This is a genomic window from Kitasatospora sp. NPDC001540 (assembly GCF_042894345.1).
GTDB lineage: Bacteria > Actinomycetota > Actinomycetes > Streptomycetales > Streptomycetaceae > Kitasatospora > Kitasatospora phosalacinea_C.
The window spans coordinates 20,237-40,544 of the sequence record NZ_JBIAVO010000029.1 but is presented as its reverse complement, the minus strand read 5'-3'; the positions used below and the strand labels follow the sequence as shown (position 1 = coordinate 40,544).

Genomic DNA, 20,308 nt, shown 5'->3' with positions numbered 1-20,308 from the left:
GGAAGCGGTGCTTCCGTGGGTGGGTCAGACCGACAGGACCTGGCCCGGGTAGATCAGGTCCGGGTCGCCACCGACGACACCGGAGTTGTTGCTGTACAGGGTGTGCCAGTCGACGCCCAGGCTGTCCGCGATCTTGGACAGGGTGTCGCCGGACTTCACGGTGTAGCTGCCACCGGAGGTGTTGGTGCCGGTCGCCGCAGCGGACTTGTTCTTCCAGGTCTGCTTCGGGGCCTCCTGCGCGGCGGCCTTGGGGGCCTGGGCGCGGGACTCGGAGCGGGACGCCTTGGCGGTGTCGTCCGAGGTGGTGGTCGACTTCGAGGAGGTCGACTTCGAGGTGGTGGTCGACTTCGAGGACGAGGTCGACTTCGAGGAGGAGGTCGAGCTGCCGGACGACGAGGAGGTGTCGACCTGCGCCGGGGCGCCGCCCTTGGTCAGACCGGCCTGGACGGAGCAGACGGGCCAGGCGCCGGGGCCCTGGGAGGCGAGCACCTTCTCGGCGACCGCGATCTGCTGCGCCTTGGTGGCCAGGTTGGCCTGCGGAGCGTAGGCGGTGCCGCCGAAGGCGGCCCAGGTGGAGGAGGTGAACTGCAGGCCGCCGTAGAAGCCGTTGCCCGTGTTGATCGACCAGTTGCCGGTCGACTCGCACATCGCGACCTTGTCCCAGGTGGAGACGTCCGCGGCGGAGGCCGAGTTGGCCGTGACGAGGCCGGCCACCGGGACGGCGAGCAGGGCGCCGCCGACGACAGCCGCGCGGACGCGGTTGCGCTTGGGGGCGGTGGTGGCAGCGGCGGTCTCGTTACGGAAGGTCATGAGATTCCTCTCGACATTCCCGGGATGGGCAGGCGGAACCAGGCCCCAGCTGGGCCGTGTTCGCTCGCCAAGTCCGGTGGGCGGGCCGTGCACGTGTCGGACGTGCCGCTTGCCGCCCCGGCCACCTGTCCGCATCCCCGGCGGCGGCTGGCTGCCGTCGCGCCGGTGGGCGCAGGGCCCGCGTTCCGGGGTGAGCCGGAGGTGGGCCGTGCGTCGGGGGTGAACCCGGGAGGTGCTCGATGCACCGGGCAAAAACCTACGATTCGGACTCCCCAGCGCCAAACACTTTCTGGTCGTCCCAGGTCAAAGCAGCGTTACCGGCGGTATCGATCACGAGAATCGAAAAGAAATGTCCGATTCATCCGCTTCTTCCAAGATCAAACCATATGAGAATATGGCCCCGGTCACAGTTTGTCCCGTGTGAGGTCGGGCACAGCGTCGACGGAATGCGATCCTCCGCACACGGAAAGCGATCAGGAGTCGCACAAATCCCGTCGCCCGGCCGCTCACCCGTGACCCCAGCCACAACCTCCCGTTGGTAATGGCGGTCGGCGCTCCCCGCGCCGCGCACCCGGGACGTCCCGCCCGGGGGGACCGGAACGAGCGCCCGCAACGCCAGGGCGAACGAGGAGTCATCAGTGCCGCGCATGCTTGAGGTGAGCGAGGACGTACGCGCCGAGATCGGCGACGACGAGGCCGAGAGCCTGCTCGCGGGCGCCCACGCGCCCGACGCGTACGACTGCACCTCCTGCCGACAACCGGGCGACTCGCTGCACGAGCCCACCAGCACCGTCCTGTTCGTCGGCGAGGAGACCGCGGTGCTGGCCTTCGCGCACGCCCGCTGCGTGCCGTCCCAGGTGGTGCCGGTGGACGAGCAGCAACTGCGCGGCGCCGTCGAGTCGATCAGCCAGGGCGCGGACGCCGCGGTGCCCGCCCAGGCCTCGGCACCCGTGCCGGCCGTGCCGGAACCGGCGGTGGAGGTGACCATCCCGGAGCCGATCACCGCCCCGCCGACCGCCCCGCCCGGCCAGCCGCAGCCCGCGGTGCTCGGCGTGACCTGCGGGATCGTGCTGTGCGGCGACACCCAGCACGCCGCGCTGGTGGTCGAGCCGACCGGGCCGGTCGGCCGCCCGGGCAGCGCCCTCGGCGAGGACGAGTTCCTCTCGCTGCTGACCGAGCACGGCTTCCAGATCGTCCAGGACGTCAACCAGGCCCCGGCCCGGCCGCGGGCGGGCTGGTCGGTGCTGATGGCGATGGGGCAGTTGCACGCGATCCTGCAGCCCTCGGCGACCGGCGGCTCGGCCGCCTGGTGGCAGGCCCACCAGCCGCTCCAGGTCACCCCGGGCTGGCGGGCCGCGGCGGCCCGCAAGTCCGAGGTGATCATGTACGCGGTCCCGGCCGGCACCATCGGCCGCCAGCCCCGCGAGGACCTGCTGCGGATCGCCATGGACCGGGCCGCGGCCCGCGGCCTGCTCGCCGCCGGGATGCTCCCGCTGGCCGGCACCTGAGCGGGGACGCGCCGATGACCGATCCCGTGAACGACCCCGCCACCGTCGGGCACGCCCCCGACCCGCCGTCCGCCCCGCCCACCGTCCCGCCCGCCCGGACGGCCGTTGACCAGGACACCAGCACCACCACCGGCATAGGACTGGGGGCCGCGCCCCCGCATCCCAAACCGGTCTCGCTCGTTGGCTCCTACGTGTACAGCTACGACCTCGCGTCCCCCGGCCGTCCCTCCGTCCAGTCCGGCCCCGGCGGCGCCGGCCGGTCGATCCCGAACATGCGCCCGTCGTACGACGCCGAGCACCCGGTGTCGACCACCCCCATCTACGACACGCTGTACTCCGAGTACCGCCGGATGTTCCGGGCGCTGCCCGGCGACCGCTCCGGCGAGGAGGGGATGAAGTTCACCGGCTTCGCGGTCCGCGAACCGCAGCCCCAGGCGTCCGGTCACCCGCAGCAGCACCAGTCCTTCGAGACGTACGCCGGGCAGGCCGCGGGCGCGCCCCAGTTCATGCCCGCGCAGAGCTCCACCACCCAGGCCAACGGCCAGGGCTGGGTCGCCACCGGCTACCTGGGCACCCCGGGCGGCGGCACCGCGGGCGGGCGGCACCGCTCGGTGCTGTCGCTGCCCCCGGGCCGGGACGCCTGACGGCGGGGACGCGAGGAGGGGCCGCGGACGGTGTCCGCGGCCCCTCCTCGTCACTTCCCCCGCTACTTCTTCTTGGAGCGCTTCTCGCGGACCCGGACCGAGATCGAGATCGGGGTCCCCACGAAGCCGAACTCCTCGCGCAGGCGGCGCTCGACGAAGCGGCGGTAGCCCGCCTCCAGGAAGCCGGACGCGAACAGCACGAACCGCGGCGGACGGATGCCCGCCTGGGTGCCGAACAGGATGCGCGGCTGCTTGCCGCCGCGGATCGGGTGCGGGTGCGCCGCCACCAGCTCGCCCAGGAAGGCGTTCAGCCGGGCGGTGGGGATGCGGGTCTCCCAGCCGGCCAGCGCGGTCTCGATCGCCGGGACGAGCTTCTCCATGTGCCGACCGGTCTTCGCCGAGACGTTCACCCGGGGGGCCCACTGCACCTGCACCAGGTCGCGCTCGATCTCGCGCTCCAGGTAGAAGCGGCGCTCCTCGTCCAGCTGGTCCCACTTGTTGTAGGCGATGACCACGGCGCGCCCGGCCTCGACGGCCATCGAGATGATCCGGGTGTCCTGCTCGGCGAGGGGCTCGCTGGCGTCGACCAGGACGACCGCGACCTCAGCCTTGTCCAGCGCCGCGGAGGTCCGCAGCGAGGCGTAGAAGTCCGCGCCCGCGGTCAGGTGGACGCGGCGGCGGATACCGGCGGTGTCGATGAACTTCCAGGTCTTGCCGCCGAGTTCGATCAGCTCGTCGACCGGGTCGCGGGTGGTGCCGGCCAGCTCGTTGACGACCACCCGGTCCTCACCGGCGACCTTGTTCAGCAGGCTCGACTTGCCGACGTTCGGCCGGCCGATCAGCGCGACGCGGCGCGGACCGCCGGGCGCCTGCCCGTCGCCGAACAGCTGCGGCGGCGCCTCCGGCAGCACCTTCAGCACCGCGTCCAGCAGGTCTCCGGAGCCGCGGCCGTGCAGCGCCGAGACGGGGTACGGCTCGCCCAGGCCGAGCGACCACAGGTACGCGGCCTCCGCCTCGGTGGACGGGCCGTCGACCTTGTTGGCGCACAGCACCACGGGCTTGCCGGAGCGGCGGATCAGCCGGACCAGGGCGTCCTCGGTGTCGGTGGCGCCGACCTTGGCGTCCACCACGAACAGCACCGCGTCGGCCTGCTCGATGCCGAGCTCGGCCTGCCCGGCGACCATCGCGTCCAGGCCGAGGACGTCGATCTCCCAGCCGCCGGTGTCGAGGACCTTGAACCGGCGCCCGGCCCACATCGCCTCGTAGCTGACCCGGTCGCGGGTCACGCCCGGACGGTCCTCGACGACCGCCTCGCGGCGGCCGATGATGCGGTTGACCAGGGTCGACTTGCCGACGTTCGGGCGGCCGACGACGGCCAGCACCGGCAGCGGGCCGTGGCCCTCCAGCTCGGCGTCGATCTCGGCGCCGTCGAAGCCCTCCTCGGCGGCCAGCGCCATGAACTCGGCGTACTCGGCGTCACCCAGCTCGCCGTGGTGGGCGGTGGTGTCGTTGCTCATGTTCCGTTTTCCGTTTCCCGGCCCGGCCCTTCCCAGGGGCGTGCCGTGCGTACCTGCCCCGGGGGCAGCGCGAACCGCGCGGATCTCGCGCGGTCGGACGTGCGTTGTCGCTCTCGTTGCCGCCTGCGCGCCTCAGACGGCGGTCAGGCCGGCCTTCTCCTCCACCAGGGCGGCAATCGTGTCGATCACCTGGTCGAGGCTGAGTTCGCTGGTGTCCACCAGGACCGCGTCGGCGGCCTGGGTCAGCGGGGCGGTCTCCCGCGAGGAGTCCGCGGCGTCCCGGCGGGCCAGGTCGGCGGCCATCGCGGTGATGGTCGCCTCGTCGACGCCCTTCGCCCGCAGCTCCGCGGCCCGGCGCTCGGCCCGGGCCCGCTCGGACGCGGTCAGGAACACCTTCACGGTGGCGTCCGGGAACACCACGGAGCCCATGTCCCGGCCCTCGGCGACGATGCCGCGCCCGGCGTGCGAGGCGCAGCCGCGCTGCAACTCCACCAGCCGCGCCCGCACCGCCGGAACGGCCGCCACCGCGCTCACCTTCCCGGTCACCTCGGGCCCGCGGATCGGGCCGGACACGTCCCGCCCGTCCACCGTTATGGTCGGCCCCTCGGCGTCCGTCCCGGACACGATCACCGGCTTCCCGCAGGCGATCGCCACCGCCTCCGCGTCCTCGACGTCCACCCCGTTGGCGAGCATCCACCAGGTCATCGCCCGGTACATCGCGCCGGTGTCCAGGAAGCTCAACCCCAGCCGCGCGGCCACCGCCCGCGACACGGTCGACTTCCCGGACCCCGAAGGTCCGTCGATGGCGACGACGACCGGGCCGCTCGACGCTCGGTCGACACTGTCCACGGGGCGAACCTCTCTCTCACGGCACAACGACTCACCCTCAAGGTTAATGGACGCCCGCCCACCCCCGATCCCCCACAAGATCGCCCCCGCCCGCACCCCCGCCCCGAGCCCCGCGCAGCGGCCCCCCGCCTACTCCCGAACCCCCCACCCCCGCTCCCGCAACCCCGCCGCCAACCCCCGCGCCGCCGCCGGAGCGACAGCGAGTTGCACGTGACCGACCTGCTGCCCCGTCGAGTGCTCGATCATCACGTCCTCGATGTTCACCCCCAGCGCGCCGACCTCGCCGAAGAGGCGGCCGAGCTCGCCGGGCTGGTCGCCGAGGACGACGGTGACCGTCTCGTAGCGGGTGGGCGGAGCCCCGTGCTTGCCGGGGATGCGGGCCTGGCCGGTGTTGCCGCGGCGCATGACCGCTTCGATGCCCGCCGCGCCCTCGCGGCGGGTGTTCTCGTCGGCCGCCTGCAGGGCCCGCAGCGCGGCGACGGTCGCGGCGAGGTCGGTGGCGAGGTCGTCCAGGACGTCGGCGACGACGCCCGCGTTGGCGGAGAGGATGTCGATCCACATCGCGGGGTTGGAGGCGGCGATGCGGGTGACGTCGCGCACGCCCTGCCCGGAGAGCCGGACGGCGGTCTCCTCGGCGTGCTCCAGCCGGGCGGCGACGAGCGAGGAGAGCAGTTGCGGGGCGTGCGAGACGAGCGCGACGGCCCGGTCGTGGTCGGCGGCGTCCATCACGATCGGCATGGCCCCGCACAGCGCGACGAGCTCGAGCGCGGCGTTGAGCGTCTCGGTGTCGGTGTCGGCGGTGGGCGTGAGCACCCAGGGCCGCCCCTCGAACAGGTCGGCGGTGGCGGCGAGCGGCCCGGAGCGTTCGCGTCCGGCCATCGGGTGGGAGCCGATGTAGTGCGCGGTGTCGAGCCCGAGGGCGGTGATCTCGTTGCGCGGCCCGGCCTTGACGCTGGCGACGTCGGTGTAGCAGCGGGCGAGGCCGCGCCGCTGGCAGTCCGCGAGCACCTTGCCGACCAGGGCCGGGGGGACGGCGATGACGGCCAGGTCGACGGGGGCGTCGGCGGGTTCGGTGGTGCCCGCGCCGAGGGAGGCGGCGGTGCGGGCGGCGTCGGCGTCGGCGTCCTCCAGGTGGACGCTTATCCCGCGGCGGGTGAGGGCGAGCGCGGCGGAGGTGCCGATCAGTCCGGTGCCGATGACGGCGGCTGTGCGCATGGCGGCTTCTCGTCTCCCGGGTGCGGTTCGCGACTGCTGGGCCCATCCTCTCGTACGCGCGCGCTCCCCCGCACACCGCCCGGGCGCGGGGAACGGGCGGGCCGCGGGGCCGACGCGCAGCGGAAATCCGGGTGTGGTGGCGGCGGTTGGGTGCAGACTGGGCGCCCGGGTCCGGGGAGCGGGCCGTGGCGAAGGGGGCCAGGTGGCGGGGCAGCGGGCGGTGTGGGAGTCGAGGTTGGACTCGGTGGTGGTGCACGCGGTGGGCGCGGTGTGCCGTCGCCGGGCGTCGGGCGTGCTCCCGGCGGACGGCCGGGTGCGGGTGGCGGGGCTGCCGCGGCTGGCCGCGGAGGGCTCGCTGCGGGTGCGGGTGCTGTCGGGGGCGGGGCGGGTCGCCGAGGCCCGGCTGGGCTACCCGGCGCGGGTCCGTACTCCTGACGAACGCCCTTCCTGGGATCGGGAGTTGAGCGAGCTACAGGACGAGGTCGAGGCGCTGGAGGAGCGCCGGGACCGCCTGCGGGCCCGGATCGCCGAGGTGGTGGCGCTGCGCGCGGTGCCGCCGCAGCGGCGCCGGGAGGACGGGCACCGGCGGGCTCCGGCGGACGCGGTGCTGGCGCTGGCGGAGTTCGTGGACGCCCGGCTGGAGGTGCTGCAGGAGCGCTCGGTGGAGCTGTCCCAGCAGCTGCGGCTGGCGGAGCACGCCTTCGAGGTGGCGGCGGCCCGGGTGCGGGCCGGGTCGAGCGCCGAGCGGCCGGGCGGGGTGGAGACGGGGGCCTGCGCGGAGTTGACGGTGCGCGGCGAGGGCCCGGTGGAGCTGGAGGTGGAGTACGCGGTGCCGGGCGCGGTGTGGGTGCCGACGTACCAGTTGGCGCACCGCCGGGGCGAGCGTTCGGCGCGGCTGGTGCTGCGGGCGTCGGTGGCGCAGCGCACGGGCGAGGACTGGTCGGGGGTGCGGTTGGCGCTGTCGACGGCGAGCCTGGTGGGCCGGGGCGGGCTGCCGGAGCTGACCTCGCTGCGGATCGGCCGCCGCCAGCCGGCGCCCGCGCCGTCGGGGTGGCGGGCGCAACCGGCGGGCCTGGCGGGGCTGTTCGACGGCTGGGAGGACGCGCAGCGGTCGAAACCGGAGCCGCCGCCGCTGCCGGTGGCGGTGGCCGCGGGCCCGGCGCGGCCCGTCGCGCGCGCGGCCCGCGCGGGCGGCGCTCCGGGATCCCCGGCCGCGCCCTTCGTCCCGCAGGCCCCGCCGATGGCCGCCGCGCCGATGCCGGCGGCCGCCGCCGCTCCCCCGCCGCCGGGCTCGGTGCCGCCGGGAGCCGCGTACGGTTCGGCCGCGCCGCGCGGCGCGGCGTTCGCCCCGCCGGGGTTCGCCCCGCCGCCGGGGTTCGCCCCACCGCCGGGCGCCGTACCGCCCCCGCCCGCGGCGGACCCGCGCCCGTCGTCCGACCAGTTGGACTACGCGGCGCTGGTGCTGGCGGGCCCGGAGCAGGAGCCGCCGCGCCGGGGCCGGCTGTTCCCGGAGCCGTCGCCGTCCCGCCCGGACGGTGCGCTGCGCGGGGCGGAGGAGGTGGGCCGGTTGCCGCTGCCGCGGTACGGGTCCTGGCCGCGGGCGTCGGCGGGTTCGTTCGACCACCGCTTCGACGCCCGGGCGCCCGCGGACGTGCCCTCGGACGGGGTGTGGCACACGGTGACGGTGGCGGAGCTGCCGGTGGGGGTGCGCACGAGCTACGTGTGCGTGCCGTCGGTGGAGGAGGCGGTGTACGCGGTGCTGGAGCTGTCGAACGCGACGGCGCACGCGCTGCTGGCCGGCCCGGTGGAGGTGTCGGTGGACGGTGACTTCCTGCTGACGGCGGGGCTGCCGACGCTGGCGCCGGGCGGGGTGCGGGAGTTGGGCCTGGGCCGGGCGGAGGAGCTGCGGGTGGCGCGGCACGTCGAGGTGCGGGAGTCGACGTCGGGGGTGCTGAACTCGACGACGGTGCTGGAGCACGCGGTGCGGATCGAGCTGGTGAACCGGCTGCCGCACGAGGCGTCGGTGGAGGTCCGCGAGCGGGTCCCGGTCTCGGGCGACCCGGAGGTGCGGATCGAGGAGCGGCCGGGCTGGTCGCCGCCCGCGGAGCCGTCCGAGGCGGTGCCGTCCTCGGCGCGGCTGCGGCGGGTGGTGGTGCCGCCGGGTGGTTCGGTGGAGCTGACGGGCGGTTACGTGATCCGGATCCCGGCCGCCAAGGCCGTGGTCGGCGGGAATCGGAGGAGTTGAACGTGTACGAGGAGACTTTCCCCCTCCCGGTGACCGCGGTGACGTGCCTGGAGGACCGGGCGCAGCTGGAGCGGACGGCGGAGCTGGAGCTGGCGCCGGGCGTGCACCGGCTGCGGCTGGGCCCGGTGACGGCGCTGGCGGTGGACCGCACGCTGCACGCGGCGGTGCTGGACGGGGAGGGCGCGCCGACGGACGCGGCGAAGGTGCTGGACGTGCGGCTGGTGCGGTCCTGGCAGCCGGCCGCGCCGCTGCCGCCGGGGCCGGACGATTCGGAGCTGCGCCGCCGGGTGCACGGCCTGGAGCGCGAGCACCTGGCCGAGTCGGCCCGCCAGGAGCGGCTGCAGGCCAGGCTGGCGCTGCTGGGCCAGTTGGCGGCGGACCTGCTGCGGGAGATCGGCGAGGGCGCGGGCTGCGGCGAGCTGGAGCAGGCCCGCTGGTCGCGCGAGCTGGACCGGGTGGACGCGGAGCGCGAGTCGTGCGGCGAGCGGCTGCGGGCCTCGCGGCGGCGTTCGGCGGAGCTGGCGGAGGAGCTGGCGCGGGCCGAGGAGGCGCTGGACCTCGCGGAGCGGGAGCCGGCCGAGCTGCTGGCGTTCGTGGAGCTGTCGGTGGAGTGCGCCCGCGCGGGCCGGTTCCTGGCCCGGGTGGGCCACCTGACGGCGTGCGCGCTGTGGCGTCCGGCGTACCGGGCGGAGCTGGTCGGCGGCACGCTGCGGCTGGAGAGCGACGCGGTGGTGTGGCAGCGCACCGGCGAGGACTGGTCGGGGGTGCGGCTGACGCTGTCGACGGCGCGGTCGGCGCTGGCGGGCGAGCCCCCGGCGCTGGTCGAGGACCGGCTGGTGCTGCGGGAGCGCTCGGCGCAGGAGAAGCGGACGGTGGAGGTGGAGCTGCGCGAGCAGGCGGTGTCCGACGTCGGCCCGCTGGAGCCGGGCCTGCCGGGCGTGGACGACGGCGGCGAGGTGCGGGTGCTACGGGTGGACGGCCCGGTGTCGGTGGCCGCGGACGGCCGGGCGCACCGGGTGCCGGTGAGCGCGTTCGAGACGGCGGCGCGCAGCGAGTTCGCGGCGGCGCCGGAGCTGTCCGAGGCGGTGACGGAGGTGGTGCACTTCCGCAACGCGGCGGGCCACGTCCTGCTGGCGGGCCCGGTGGACCTGGTCCGCGGCTCGGGCTACACCGGCCGGGGCACCCTGGAGTTCACCGCGGCGGGCGCCCCGGTGCGGCTGGCCTTCGGCTCCTCGGACGGCCTGCGGGTGGTCCGGGAGTCGGACGAGCGCCGCGAGGGCGCGGGCCTGGCCGGCCAGCGGACGCTGGTGACCCGCACGGTGCGCCTGCACCTGTCGCGCTTCTCCGCCCCGGGCGAGGACGCCGACCGGGTCGTGACGGTCCGCGAGCGCATCCCGGTCTCGGAGGTGTCGGCGGTCCAGGTCCGGCTGCGCAAGGAACACTGCTCCCCGCCCCCGGACGAGCTCGACGCGGAGGGCATCGCCCGCTGGGAGGTCCCGCTGCCACCGGGCGGCCGCCGGACGGTGACGCTGGTGTACGAGATCGCGGCGACGGCGAAGGTGGCGGGCCTGTGAGCCGCGCCCTTGGCCCCGCCGCCCGACCCACGGAGGGTACAAAGGAGCCATGATCTACCATCTCGCCCCGCTGGACGACTGGCTGCGCGACCCGGGCCGGCCGTACACCGCCGCGTCCCTGCTGACCGAGGGCTTCCTGCACTGCTCGCCGGACGAGCGGACGGCGCTGGCGGTGGCCAACCTGTTCTTCCGGGACGCGCCGGAGCCGCTGATGGCACTGCTGATCGAGGAGCGGCTGGTCGAGCCGATGGTGAAGTGGGAGGCGGCCACCGGCGGGCCGCCCCCGGGCGCCACCGAGGGGGTGCTGTTCCCGCACATCTACGGGCGGCTGAACCGGACGGCCGTGCTGGGCCTGGAGAAGGTGGAGCGCGGCCCGGACGGGCGCTGGGCGGCCCTGCGGCCCTGGAGCTGACGGCGGGGCCCTGGTGGTGCCCCCGGGCCCCGTGACGGCACGTCAGGGCCGGGGCCCGGGGGCACCGCTCAGAGCCAGCCGCGCTCGCGGGCGGCCATACCGGCCTGGAAGCGGGTGGTGGCGCCGAGTTCGCGCATCAGGCCCTGCAGGCGGCGCTGGGTGGTGCGGGCGCTCCAGCCGAGCGAGCGGGCGATCGACTCGTCGGTGAGCCCGGCGGCGAGCAGGCCGATCAGCTTGAGGTGGTCGGCGTCCGGCCCGGGGCCCTCGCCGTCGCCGAGAACGGTCTGCAGCGGCACGGCGCGCTCCCACTCGGCCTCGAACAGCGCGTCCAGGGCCTGCAGCAGCGCGGAGGGGTGGATCACGTAGGCGGCGTCCAGGACGCTGTCGCCGACGCTGATCGGGATGATCGCCATCTTGTCGTCGGCCATCATCATCTTCATCGGCAGCACCGGGCGGACCCGGGCCTCCTCGCCGTCCTCGACGCCGGTGAGGATCTCCTGCTCCAGCCGCCCGGGCCAGGCGATCGCCTCCTTGTCGAAGACGGTGCGGATCCGCACCCCGGACTTGAGCTTGGCCCGCTGCCGGGGCTGCTCGACCGTGGGGTCCTGCACGTAGGGCGGGCAGTCGAAGCCGCGGATCTGGTACTGGCTGGACTCGATCAGGTGCTCCAGCCGCTGGGCGATGGCCTCGCCGCCGGTGAGGACCTCGACCGAGTGCGCCGGGTCGGTGTAGCGGGAGGCCTCGCGGAAGGCGTCCATCAGCCGGTGCATCTCGGCGCGGGCGGAGCGCAGCTCGGCCTCGCGGTGGCCGATCAGGGTGCCGATGGCGACGTCGGGGGCGACCGACAGGTAGCGCTCCCGGTCGACCGGGGCGCGAGTGGCCATGCCCTGCTCGGCGAGCCGGTCCAGGGCCGCGCGGCACTGCTCCAGGGTCAGCCCGCAGTGCTCCGCCAGCTCCTCGGCGGTGGACTGCGGCGCGACGACCAGCGCGGCGTACACCTGGCCGTCGGGCAGCCCGAGGCCCAGCACGGTGAATGCGTCCAGCATGGTGGTGGTTCCTTCCCCCGCCGCCGCCCTGTGACCTGACGCGGTGGCGCACTTCCGCCACGCGCCGGGGCGAACTTCGGTGGCAATCTTCTGCCACCGGGCGGAACGATAGCAAGGCCGTGCGGTGCGCCTCACATGTCAAGCCCCGGCGGCGGCCCGTCCGTACACGCACCGGAGCCCGCCCGCCGGGGTGCGGCGGACGGGCTCCGGGGGGCGGCTGCTACAGGCCGACCTCGCGCATCAGGGTGCCGACCTCGGGGTTGGTCAGGCGGCGCAGCCAGCCCGACTTCTGGTCGCCCAGCGTGATCGGGCCGAACGCGGTGCGCACCAGCTTGTCGACCGGGAAGCCGACCTCGGCCATCAGGCGGCGCACGATGTGCTTGCGGCCCTCGTGCAGGGTCACCTCGACCAGGTAGTTCTTGCCGAGGTTGGAGACCACCTTGAAGCTGTCGGCGCGGGCCCAGCCGTCCTCCAGCTCGACGCCCTTGGCGAGCGTCCGGCCGAGGTCGCGCGGCAGCGGGCCCTGGATCGCGGCCAGGTAGGTCTTGGTGACGCCGTACCGGGGGTGGGTGAGGCGGTGGGCCAGCTCGCCGTGGTTGGTGAGCAGGATGATGCCCTCGGTCTCGGTGTCCAGGCGGCCGACGTGGAACAGCCGGGTCTCCCGGTTGGTCACGTAGTCGCCCAGGCACTGCCGGCCCTCGGGGTCCTCCATGGTGGAGACCACGCCGGCCGGCTTGTTCAGCGCGAAGAACAGGTACGACTGGGTGGCGACGGTCAGGCCGTCGACCTTGATCTCGTCCTTCACCGGGTCGACCCGGCGGCCCTGCTCCATCACGGTCTCGCCGTTGACGTCGACCCGGCCCTGCGCGATCAGCTCCTCGCAGGCCCGGCGGCTGCCCATGCCGGCCCGCGCCAGCACCTTCTGCAGGCGCTCGCCGTCCTCGCCGACCTCCTTGCCGGGGCCCTCGTGCCGGGCCAGCACCCGGTCCTCGATCCGGCCCTGCAGCTCCCGGGAGCGCTGCGGCTGGCGCCGCGGGTCGCCGGGCGCGCCCTGCCCCTCCCGCCGCGGCCGGGGCGCCGCCCCGGGCTTGCGGGAGTCGTACGCCCCGCGCCCGGGCGTCGCGTTCGGCCCGCCGCCGTACTCGGGACGGTCGTACCGGCGCTCCTCCGGACGCAGCGGCCGCCGCTCCTCGCGCCGCTCGCCACCGCGCCCGAACGAGCCCGAGCCGGAGCCCGTCCCGCCGCGCGAGGACTGCCCGCCGCCGTACGAGGAGCCCGAGCCGCCGCGGCCGCCCTGGCCGCCGCCGTACGAGCCCGAGCCGCCGCGCGAGGACTGCCCGCCCCGGCCGCCCTGGCCGCCGCCGCTGCCGCTGCCGTAGGACGACGATCCGCCCCGGCCCCCGCCCTGCTGACCGCCTCGGCCGCCCTGCCCGCCCCGGCCCTGGCCGCCGCTGTTCCTGCCGTTGCCACCGTTGCCACTGCTACGCATCAAAATGTCCGTACGTCGATATCCGTCTGGTCGGCCTGGTTCGGCCTCGGCCCTTCCTGTGCGGCGGCGACCGCCTGCGCGATCATCGTGCCCTCCAGGGACTCCGCTTCCACGTCGTCGACCTCGGGCAGGAAGGGCGCGAGCTCCGGCAGCTCGTCCAGGCCGCGCAGCCCCATCCGTTCCAGGAAGTAGTTCGTCGTCCGATACAGGATCGCTCCGGTCTCGGGCTCGGTGCCGGCTTCTTCGACCAGTCCTCGCTGTACCAGGGTACGCATCACGCCGTCGCAGTTCACACCACGGACCGCGGAAACCCTCCCACGCGACACCGGCTGCCGGTACGCGACCACCGCCAGCGTCTCCAGCGCGGCCTGCGTCAGCCGGGCCTGCTGGCCGTCCAGGACGAAGCGCTCGACCGCCTCCGCGCACTCCGCGCGGCTGTAGAACCGCCACCCCCCGGCCACCTGCCGGAGCTCGAAACCGCGCCCCTGCGCGGTGTACTCGTCCGCCAACTCCCTTAGCACGGCCGCCACTTCGTCCTTGGAGGCGTCCAGCACCCCGGCCAGCCCGGCCTCCGCGACCGGCTCGTCGGCGACCATCAGCACCGCCTCCAGCGCCGCCCGCAGCGGCAGCCCGCCGGACGGTTCGCCCGGAGGGCCGTCGGGCAGCGCCAGGACCCGCTCCACCGGTTCGACGCGCTCCCCGTCCGGGTACGCCGACTCCTGCCACTCGCCGGGCCGGGGGGCTCCCGGCAGGCCCAGGGCCCTGCGCGCGGGCCGCTCCGTCATCGCGCACCGCCTTCCCCGCCCGCCGGGCGGTCGAACTCGTCGGTCACCTCGACCCGCTGCCCCGAGGCGGCGGTCCAGCGCACCACCAGCTCCTCCAGGGCCCGCGGCTGCTCGAAGTCCAGCGCCCTCTCCCGGTACAGCTCCAGCAGCGCCAGGAACCGGGCCACCACCACCAGCGCGTTCTCGGCGTCCGCGACCAGCTGCCCGAAGGTGGCCTCGCCGAGCTCGCCCAGCCGCCGCGCCACCAGCTCGGCCTGCTCGCGCACGCTCACCGGCGGCGTGTGGATGTGGTCCACGTACACCACCGGCTTCGGTTTGGGCGCGAACGCCCGGGCGGCGAGCTGCGCGAACCGCTCCGGGCCGATCGACAGCACCACCTCGGGCAGCAGCAGCGCGTGCTGCGGCTCCAGCGCGACGGTCCGCGGCCGCCGCAGCGCCTCGGCCTCCCAGCGCTCCGCGAACAGCGCCGCGACCTTCTTGTACGCCCGGTACTGCAGCAGCCGCGCGAACAGCAGGTCGCGCGCCTCCAGCAGCGCCAGGTCCTCCTCGTCCTCGACCTCGGCGACCGGCAGCAGCCGGGCCGCCTTGAGGTCCAGCAGGGTGGCCGCGACCACCAGGAACTCGGTCGCCGCGTCCAGGTCCCACTCCGGGCCCATCGCCCTGATGTGCGCGACGAACTCGTCGGTGACCTTGGACAGCGCCACCTCGGTGACGTCCAGCTTGTGCTTGGCGATCAGCCCCAGCAGCAGGTCGAACGGCCCCTCGAAGTTCTCCAACCGGACCTGGAACGCCATGACGGACCATTCTGGCAGACCGGCGCGGCCGGGATCGCGGGGAAACGCGCGCCCGGGCCCCGTCCGCTCAGCGGCCCCGCAGCCTCCGCACGAGGATCGACGCCTCGCCGCGCTGCTCGAGGTCCGCCAGGACCACCGAGATCGCCTCGCGGACGACCCGCCCGCGGTCGACGGCCAGGCCGTGCTCGCCGCGCAGCACCAGGCGGGCGTGCTCCAGGTCCATCAGCTCCTCGGCGGACACGTACACGGTGATCTTCTCGTCGTGCCGCTCCCGCCCGGAGGGCCGCCGGGCCCGTCCGCGGCCGCGCACCGTGGCCGCGGCCGGTCGGCGGGCCTCTGCGGGGTCCTCCGCGCGCCCCGCAGGGGCCGCCGGGGCGGCCTCCGGCCTGGCGGCCGGCACGTCGGCGGTGCGCGGCGCGGGGGCGGCTCCCGGGCCGTCCCCGGAGGGCTCCTGCCCGGTGGGGGCGGGGCCGGGGGCGCTGCCGGAGCCGTTGCCGTTGCCGTTGCGCGCGAGCGAGGGCGACAGGGCCATTCCGCCGGTTGCCCGGAACAGTTCGTCGGCCCCCGGAAGGCTCACTCGGCGGGGCGGCACCGGTCGAGCACCTCCCTGGCGAGCTGGCGGTAGGCGGCGGCGCCGACCGAGTTGGTGGCGTAGGTGGTGATCGGCTCACCGGCCACCGTGGTCTCCGGGAACCGGACGGTCCGGCCGATGACGGTGTGGAAGACGTGCTCGCCGAACGCCTCGACGACCCGGGCCAGCACCTCGCGCGAGTGCACCGTGCGCGAGTCGTACATGGTGGCCAGGATGCCGTCCAGCCGCAGGTCGGGGTTGAGCCGCTCGCAGACCTTCTCGATGGTCTCGGTGAGCAGCGCGACGCCGCGCAGCGCGAAGAACTCGCACTCCAGCGGGACGATCACGCTGTGCGCGGCGGTCAGCGCGTTGACGGTGAGCAGGCCCAGCGAGGGCTGGCAGTCGATGATGACGTAGTCGTAGTCGGGCAGCAGCGGCTTGAGCGCGCGGGCCAGCGCCGACTCGCGGGCGACCTCGCTGACCAGCTGCACCTCGGCGGCCGACAGGTCGATGTTGGAGGGCAGCAGGTCCATGCCGGGGACGGCGGTCTTCAGCAGCACCTCGTCGGCCGTCAGGCCCCGCTCCATGAGCAGGTTGTAGACGGTGACGTCCAGCTCCATCGGGTTGACGCCGAGGCCGACCGAGAGCGCGCCCTGCGGGTCGAAGTCCACCAGCAGCACCCGGCGGCCGTACTCGGCGAGCGCCGCGCCCAGGTTGATGGTGGAGGTGGTCTTGCCGACGCCGCCCTTCTGGTTGCACATCGCGATGATCTGCGCGGGGCCGTGCTCGGCGAGCGGCGCGGGGATCGGGAAGTACGGCAGCGGGCGGCCGGTCGGGCCGACCCGCTCGCGGCGCTGGCGGGCCGCGTCGGGGGCCAGGGTGGCGGCGTACTCGGGGTCGGGCTCGTACTCGGCGTCCGGGTCGTCGTAGGGCCCGTAGCCGAGTTCGTTGTAGGCCAGTCCGTACGCCGCGAAGTCGGCGTCGTAGTCGGTGGCGGCGGCTGCCGCGCTCTGGCGCGCCTCGAAGGTGCGGACCGCGACCGAGCCGACCTCCTGCGCGCCCACCGTGGCCTGCCGGGCCTCCTCGTTCGGCTGCCCGGCGGAGAGCTCCGCCAGTCCTGGCTGACCACCCCCGGGAGCAAATGTCGACTCATTCACAAGTCGTCTTACCTCCTTGGACATCCAGGACTCTATGTCGATTCGTCAGCGTGGCAGCATGCCAACGTTTTGCGACTCTAGGCCGTTTCGGGCATTGGCAGCAACACAATCCACGGTAGTGGGCCGCTTGTGTCGGCCGTTCACCCACCCCGTGTCAAGACACGACCCTAACGTTTCCGCGCGGGCAGCGGGCCGTGAGGGCCCGTCAGGTGTCCTTGTCGACAGAGCGGGTGACAAACCGCACCGGAATTGACCGGCGGAGGTCACCCGGGCGGTACCCGCCCGCCCGCGCGGGCATGCCGAAGCCCCCGGCGCGAAGGGGAAGGACGGCCGGGGGCGACAGCGGTGAGGAGGTGTCAGGCGAGCACGCTCTCCAGGGAGACCGACTCCAGGCCGAAGGCCTCGGCGACGGCCGGGAAGGTGATCTGGCCCTCGTGCACGTTCAGGCCCTTGGCGAGCGCGGCGTCGCGGCGCAGCGCCTCCTTCCAGCCCCGGTTCGCCAGCTCGACCACGTACGGCAGGGTCGCGTTGGTGAGCGCGTAGGTGGAGGTGTTCGGGACGGCGCCCGGCATGTTGGCCACGCAGTAGAAGACCGAGTTGTGGACCTGGAAGGTCGGCTCGGCGTGCGTGGTCGGGTGCGAGTCCTCGAAGCAGCCGCCCTGGTCGATGGCGATGTCGACGAGCACGGAGCCCGGCTTCATCTTGGCGACCAGCTCGTTGGTGACCAGCTTGGGGGCCTTGGCGCCCGGGATCAGCACGGCGCCGATCACCAGGTCGGCCTCGACGACGGCCTTCTCCAGCTCGAAGGAGTTGGAGACGATCGCCTTGACCTTGGTGCCGAAGATCTTGTCGGCCTCGCGCAGCTTGTTGATGTCGCGGTCGAGCAGGGTCACGTCGTAGCCCATGCCGATGGCGATGGTGGCCGCGTGCCAGCCGGAGACGCCGCCGCCGATGACGACCGCCTTGGCCGGGTGGGTGCCGGGCACGCCGCCGGGCAGCACGCCGCGGCCGCCGGCCGGGCGCATCAGGTGGTAGGAGCCGACCTGCGGGGCCAGCCGGCCCGCGACCTCGGACATCGGGGCCAGCAGCGGCAGCGCGCCGTTGGACAGCTGGACCGTCTCGTAGGCGATGGCGGTGGTGCCGGAGGCCAGCAGCGCGTCGGTGCCGGCCCGGTCGGCGGCCAGGTGCAGGTAGGTGAAGAGGGTCTGGCCCTTGCGCAGCCGGTGGTACTCGGAGGCGATGGGCTCCTTCACCTTGAGGATCATGTCGGCCGCGGCCCACACCTCGTCGGCGGTGGGGAGGATGGTCGCACCGGCGGCCACGTACTCCTCGTTGGGGATCGAGGAGCCGACACCGGCGTTGTCCTCGATGACGACCTCGTGTCCGTTGCGGACCAGCTCATGCACGCCGGCGGGCGTGATGGCCACGCGGTACTCGTGGTTCTTGACCTCGCGGGGGATGCCGACCTTCACGGCTAACACGTCCTCTTGCCATGGGGAATACCTACCGGGGAAGACCGGCGGCGACGCACACGGAGGGCACAACGGACATGCCGGTGCATAGATCTATGCGCGACTGAGTTCGAGTGTAATGAAGCCAAGTCGGCGTGTCAGCCTTCCAAAGTGACCAAATCACTCGGGCCCATTGGCAGGTTCGTAGGCTTGCACGCGCTCCGAGGCCACATTGCTGGGCGAACTCCGCAGATACGACACTACTCCGAAAGCGGACGCAGGCCCTCCCGGCCGAGGTGCCGCTGCAGCCTCGCCGCCAGCGCCGCGACCTCCCGCTCGCCCGCCGCGTCGCCCGCCCGGCGCAGCACCGCGGCCGCCGAGCGGTACTCCCGCAGCGCCTCCTCGAAGCGCCGCAGCCCGGCGTGCGCCTCGGCCAGCCGCACCAGCAGCCGGGCCTCGGCCGCCTGGTCGCCCAGCCCCTGCCGCAGCGCCAGCGCCCGCCCGTACGCGTCGGCGGCGCGCAGCGGGTCGCCGAGCGCCCGGTGGCCGTGCCCCACGCCCTCCAGCGCCCGGGCGCAGCCCGCCTCGTCGCCCGCCCGCCGGGCCAGGTCCACCGCGCGGCGGTAGCGCTCGCCCGCCTGCTCCCACCGCCCGGCGGCGGCCTGCAGGTCGCCCAGGTTCAGCAGCGCGGCCGCGGCCCGGCGCGGGTTGCCCTGCCGCTCGGCGACCTTCAGCACCGACTCGTGCAGGGCGTGCAGGTCCGCGGGCGCGGCCTCGCCGGTCAGCGGCAGCGCGCGCAGCAGGGCGGCCACCAGGCGGCCCGCCGACCCGTCCAGGTCGCCCTGCCCGACCGCGTCGGCGACCGCGGCCAGCAGCTGCTCGCGCTCCCCCAGCAGCCAGCCCTCGGCGTGCGCGGCGGTGCGCAGCCGCAGCGGCCCCGGCAGCGGGTCCGGGTTGGGGCTGGCCGCCGGGTCCAGCAGCAGCCGCGCCGAGTCGACCAGCCGCACCAGCCGCTCCAGCAACCGGGCCCGGGCCAGCTCCACCTCGGACGGCCGGTCCAGCTCCCCGCGCAGCTCCACCAGCCGCCCGTACAGCCGCCCCGGGACGCGGTAGCGCTCGGTGCCGTCCGCGGCGTCCGGTTCGCGCTCCAGCAGCTCCAGCTCGGCCAGCGCCGCCAGCGAGGCCCCCGCCTCCGGGGCCGGGCAGCCCACCAGCGCCGAGGCGGTGCGCAGGTCCACCTGCTGGCCGGGCGCCAGCGTGCACAGCCGCAGCAGCCGGGCCCGGGCCGCGGGCAGCCGCCGGTACGCCAGCTCGAACGCCCCGCGCAGCGGGTCGCCCTCCACCACCGGCACCGTCTCCCGCTGCGGGTCGGTCGGCCGCGTCGGCCCCTCCACCACCACCGGCGCGGGCGGCGGGACGGCGTGCAGCCGGGCCGCCGCGTCGGTCACCGCCAGCCGGGGCTCGGTGCGCAGCCAGCCCGCGACCAGCCGCAGCGCGGCCGGACGGTGGGCGCACGCCTCGGCGAGGTCCGCGGCGCCGACCGGGTCGCAGGAGATCCGCGTCCCGCCGACCAGCTCGCCCAGCAGCTCCACCGCCGCCCGGTGGTCCATCCCGCCGAGGATGACCGGGTCGATCCCGTCGATGCCCATCAGCGGCCCCGAGGTGGTCGCCAGCAGCAGCGAGGAGCTCTTCTCCGCCAGCAGCGGCCACACCTGCCCGGCGTCCTTGACGTCGTCCAGCAGCACCAGCGCCCTGCGCTGCCCCAGCGCCTCCCGCAGCGCCTCGCACGCCGGGTCCTCCTCCGCCGCGCCCGGCAGCAGCGCCGCCCCCGGCCGCTCCCCCAGCTGGTCCAGCAGCACCCGCGCCGCCCGCCCGGCCCCCACCCGGCCGCCGTCGGGCGCCGACAGCCGCGCGTACAGCAGCCCGTCCGGGTAGTCCCCGGCCACCGACCGCGCCCAGCGCACCGCCAGCGCGGTGCGGCCCGAACCCGGCCGCCCCGCCAGCACCAGCAACCGCCCGCGCCCCTGCGCGGGCCGCCCCGCCGCGACGGTCAGCGCCGCCAGCTCCCCGCCCCGCCCCGCGAACGGCCGGGCACCCGCGGGCAGCGCGTCGAAGATCCCGGCCGCCTCGGCCACCGCCGCCGTCTTCCTCGCCACCAGCGCCACTCCCGACCCGTCGCCCAGCGCCCCGGACCCGCCCACCGGGCCCTGTCCGCGAAGCGTAGTTCGCCCACCCCGCCCC

The 20,308-nt window shown here is 75.0% G+C and carries 17 protein-coding genes; 5 read left to right on the top strand and 12 right to left on the bottom strand.

Going from position 1 to position 20,308, the window contains the following annotated elements:
* Positions 1–24: 24 nt before the first annotated feature.
* The gene (locus ACFY00_RS28070) at positions 25–810 is read right to left on the bottom strand and encodes a transglycosylase family protein (RefSeq protein ID WP_388034335.1); all 786 of its coding nucleotides are present in this window, start codon (positions 808–810) and stop codon (positions 25–27) included.
* A 647-nt stretch (positions 811–1,457) separates the two neighbouring features.
* Between ACFY00_RS28070 and ACFY00_RS28065 the strand changes: the two genes are divergently transcribed.
* Positions 1,458–2,318, top strand: a complete 861-nt coding sequence (locus ACFY00_RS28065) for a hypothetical protein (protein ID WP_388034412.1) — start codon at positions 1,458–1,460, stop codon at positions 2,316–2,318.
* A 14-nt stretch (positions 2,319–2,332) separates the two neighbouring features.
* Positions 2,333–2,962 carry a hypothetical protein gene (locus tag ACFY00_RS28060; RefSeq protein ID WP_388034334.1) on the top strand — a complete coding sequence of 210 codons (630 nt, stop codon included), beginning with the start codon at positions 2,333–2,335 and terminating at the stop codon, positions 2,960–2,962.
* Between the two features lie 62 nt (positions 2,963–3,024).
* Here ACFY00_RS28060 and der read toward each other — a convergent pair whose 3' ends face one another.
* From der to ACFY00_RS28045, 3 genes are all read right to left on the bottom strand, one after another.
* Positions 3,025–4,479: a ribosome biogenesis GTPase Der gene (gene der, locus ACFY00_RS28055; RefSeq protein WP_388034332.1), complete on the bottom strand. Its 1,455-nt coding sequence runs from the start codon at positions 4,477–4,479 to the stop codon at positions 3,025–3,027.
* A gap of 132 nt (positions 4,480–4,611) precedes the next feature.
* On the bottom strand, positions 4,612–5,328 hold the full coding sequence (gene cmk, locus ACFY00_RS28050) for a (d)CMP kinase (protein WP_388034330.1): 717 nt from the start codon (positions 5,326–5,328) through the stop codon (positions 4,612–4,614).
* A 129-nt stretch (positions 5,329–5,457) separates the two neighbouring features.
* Positions 5,458–6,543, bottom strand: coding sequence for a prephenate dehydrogenase (locus ACFY00_RS28045; protein ID WP_388034328.1), 1,086 nt, complete (start codon positions 6,541–6,543; stop codon positions 5,458–5,460).
* 202 nt (positions 6,544–6,745) lie between these two features.
* On the opposite strand from ACFY00_RS28045, the gene ACFY00_RS28040 reads away from it, so the two are divergent.
* Genes ACFY00_RS28040 through ACFY00_RS28030 form a run of 3 tightly spaced genes read left to right on the top strand, consistent with a single transcriptional unit; the run spans position 6,746 to position 10,774 of the window.
* Complete coding sequence (locus ACFY00_RS28040) at positions 6,746–8,788, top strand: DUF4139 domain-containing protein (RefSeq protein ID WP_388034326.1); 2,043 nt, start codon at positions 6,746–6,748, stop codon at positions 8,786–8,788.
* Positions 8,785–10,362: a DUF4139 domain-containing protein gene (locus ACFY00_RS28035; protein ID WP_388034325.1), complete on the top strand. Its 1,578-nt coding sequence runs from the start codon at positions 8,785–8,787 to the stop codon at positions 10,360–10,362. The genes ACFY00_RS28040 and ACFY00_RS28035 overlap by 4 nt, the downstream gene beginning before the upstream one ends.
* A gap of 49 nt (positions 10,363–10,411) precedes the next feature.
* On the top strand, positions 10,412–10,774 hold the full coding sequence (locus ACFY00_RS28030) for a DUF952 domain-containing protein (protein ID WP_388034323.1): 363 nt from the start codon (positions 10,412–10,414) through the stop codon (positions 10,772–10,774).
* Positions 10,775–10,842: 68 nt separating this feature from the next.
* Here the strand turns inward: ACFY00_RS28030 and ACFY00_RS28025 are convergent, their stop codons facing one another.
* The 8 genes from ACFY00_RS28025 to ACFY00_RS27990 form a co-directional block, all read right to left on the bottom strand.
* A complete protein-coding gene (locus tag ACFY00_RS28025) occupies positions 10,843–11,820 on the bottom strand; it encodes a helix-turn-helix domain-containing protein (protein WP_388034321.1) in 978 nt (325 codons plus the stop codon).
* Between the two features lie 220 nt (positions 11,821–12,040).
* Positions 12,041–13,309 carry a pseudouridine synthase gene (locus ACFY00_RS28020; RefSeq protein WP_388034319.1) on the bottom strand — a complete coding sequence of 423 codons (1,269 nt, stop codon included), beginning with the start codon at positions 13,307–13,309 and terminating at the stop codon, positions 12,041–12,043.
* Positions 13,309–13,905: an SMC-Scp complex subunit ScpB gene (gene scpB / locus ACFY00_RS28015; protein ID WP_388034411.1), complete on the bottom strand. Its 597-nt coding sequence runs from the start codon at positions 13,903–13,905 to the stop codon at positions 13,309–13,311. Before scpB ends, ACFY00_RS28020 begins: the two co-directional genes overlap by 1 nt.
* Before the next feature lie 185 nt (positions 13,906–14,090).
* Positions 14,091–14,888, bottom strand: coding sequence for a segregation and condensation protein A (locus ACFY00_RS28010; protein ID WP_388034317.1), 798 nt, complete (start codon positions 14,886–14,888; stop codon positions 14,091–14,093).
* Positions 14,889–14,955: 67 nt separating this feature from the next.
* Positions 14,956–15,420 carry a hypothetical protein gene (locus ACFY00_RS28005; protein WP_388034315.1) on the bottom strand — a complete coding sequence of 155 codons (465 nt, stop codon included), beginning with the start codon at positions 15,418–15,420 and terminating at the stop codon, positions 14,956–14,958.
* A 41-nt stretch (positions 15,421–15,461) separates the two neighbouring features.
* The gene (locus tag ACFY00_RS28000) at positions 15,462–16,523 is read right to left on the bottom strand and encodes a ParA family protein (protein ID WP_388034409.1); all 1,062 of its coding nucleotides are present in this window, start codon (positions 16,521–16,523) and stop codon (positions 15,462–15,464) included.
* A gap of 449 nt (positions 16,524–16,972) precedes the next feature.
* Positions 16,973–18,088: an alanine dehydrogenase gene (gene ald / locus ACFY00_RS27995; protein WP_388034313.1), complete on the bottom strand. Its 1,116-nt coding sequence runs from the start codon at positions 18,086–18,088 to the stop codon at positions 16,973–16,975.
* Between the two features lie 239 nt (positions 18,089–18,327).
* Positions 18,328–20,223, bottom strand: a complete 1,896-nt coding sequence (locus ACFY00_RS27990; RefSeq protein ID WP_388034311.1) for a tetratricopeptide repeat protein — start codon at positions 20,221–20,223, stop codon at positions 18,328–18,330.
* Positions 20,224–20,308 lie beyond the last annotated feature (85 nt).

Excerpts from the sequence above, each read along its gene's own strand:
- ACFY00_RS28025 (WP_388034321.1), bottom strand. The coding sequence starts at position 11,820 with ATGCTGGACGCATTCACCGTGCTGGGCCTCGGGCTGCCCGACGGCCAG.
- ACFY00_RS28010 (WP_388034317.1), bottom strand. The coding sequence starts at position 14,888 with ATGGCGTTCCAGGTCCGGTTGGAGAACTTCGAGGGGCCGTTCGACCTG.
- ACFY00_RS28045 (WP_388034328.1), bottom strand. The coding sequence starts at position 6,543 with ATGCGCACAGCCGCCGTCATCGGCACCGGACTGATCGGCACCTCCGCC.
- ACFY00_RS28020 (WP_388034319.1), bottom strand. The coding sequence starts at position 13,309 with ATGCGTAGCAGTGGCAACGGTGGCAACGGCAGGAACAGCGGCGGCCAG.
- ACFY00_RS28005 (WP_388034315.1), bottom strand. The coding sequence starts at position 15,420 with ATGGCCCTGTCGCCCTCGCTCGCGCGCAACGGCAACGGCAACGGCTCC.
- ACFY00_RS28060 (WP_388034334.1), top strand. The coding sequence starts at position 2,333 with ATGACCGATCCCGTGAACGACCCCGCCACCGTCGGGCACGCCCCCGAC.
- ACFY00_RS28070 (WP_388034335.1), bottom strand. The coding sequence starts at position 810 with ATGACCTTCCGTAACGAGACCGCCGCTGCCACCACCGCCCCCAAGCGC.
- der (WP_388034332.1), bottom strand. The coding sequence starts at position 4,479 with ATGAGCAACGACACCACCGCCCACCACGGCGAGCTGGGTGACGCCGAG.
- scpB (WP_388034411.1), bottom strand. The coding sequence starts at position 13,905 with ATGGTCGCCGACGAGCCGGTCGCGGAGGCCGGGCTGGCCGGGGTGCTG.
- ACFY00_RS28065 (WP_388034412.1), top strand. The coding sequence starts at position 1,458 with ATGCTTGAGGTGAGCGAGGACGTACGCGCCGAGATCGGCGACGACGAG.
- ACFY00_RS28030 (WP_388034323.1), top strand. The coding sequence starts at position 10,412 with ATGATCTACCATCTCGCCCCGCTGGACGACTGGCTGCGCGACCCGGGC.